A 502-nucleotide genomic window follows, 5' to 3' on the forward strand; every position below is an offset into this window, starting at 1 on the left:
GCGGAAAGGTCTTGCATGGATACGCTGCGCGGAAGCCTGTTGATGGTGCTGGCGATGGGGGCCTTCGCGCTGGAGGACATGTTCCTCAAATCCGCCGCCGCCGCGCTGCCGGTGGGGCAGATCCTGATCCTGTTCGGCCTGGGCGGCATGGCAGTCTTTGCCGCGATGGCGCGTGCGCAGGGGCACCGCCCGTGGCACCCGGCCTTCGGCACGCGCCCGATGCTGCTGCGCTCGGTGGCGGAGGTGGTCGGGCGGCTGTGTTTCACGCTGGCGATCGCGCTGACGCCCTTGTCCTCGGCTTCTGCCATCCTGCAGGCAACGCCGCTGGTGGTGGCAGCAGGGGCGGTGGTGTTCTTTGGCGAGATCGTGGGCTGGCGGCGCTGGCTGGCAATCGGCCTAGGCTTTGTCGGCGTGCTCCTGATCCTGCGGCCGGGCCTCAGCGGGTTCGAGCCCGCCTCGCTGTTTGCGGTGGCGGGCACGCTGGGCTTTGCCGGGCGCGACC

Annotated in this window: 1 protein-coding gene; it reads left to right on the plus strand. The window is 70.1% G+C overall.

Features of this window, described 5'->3' with window-relative positions; genetic code table 11:
• Positions 1-15: 15 nt before the first annotated feature.
• A partial coding sequence (locus tag AB9K35_RS00045) for a DMT family transporter (RefSeq protein ID WP_369923891.1) occupies positions 16-502 on the plus strand: 487 nt, incomplete at its 3' end.

This window comes from Leisingera sp. XS_AS12 (genome assembly GCF_041224635.1).
Lineage (GTDB): Bacteria > Pseudomonadota > Alphaproteobacteria > Rhodobacterales > Rhodobacteraceae > Leisingera.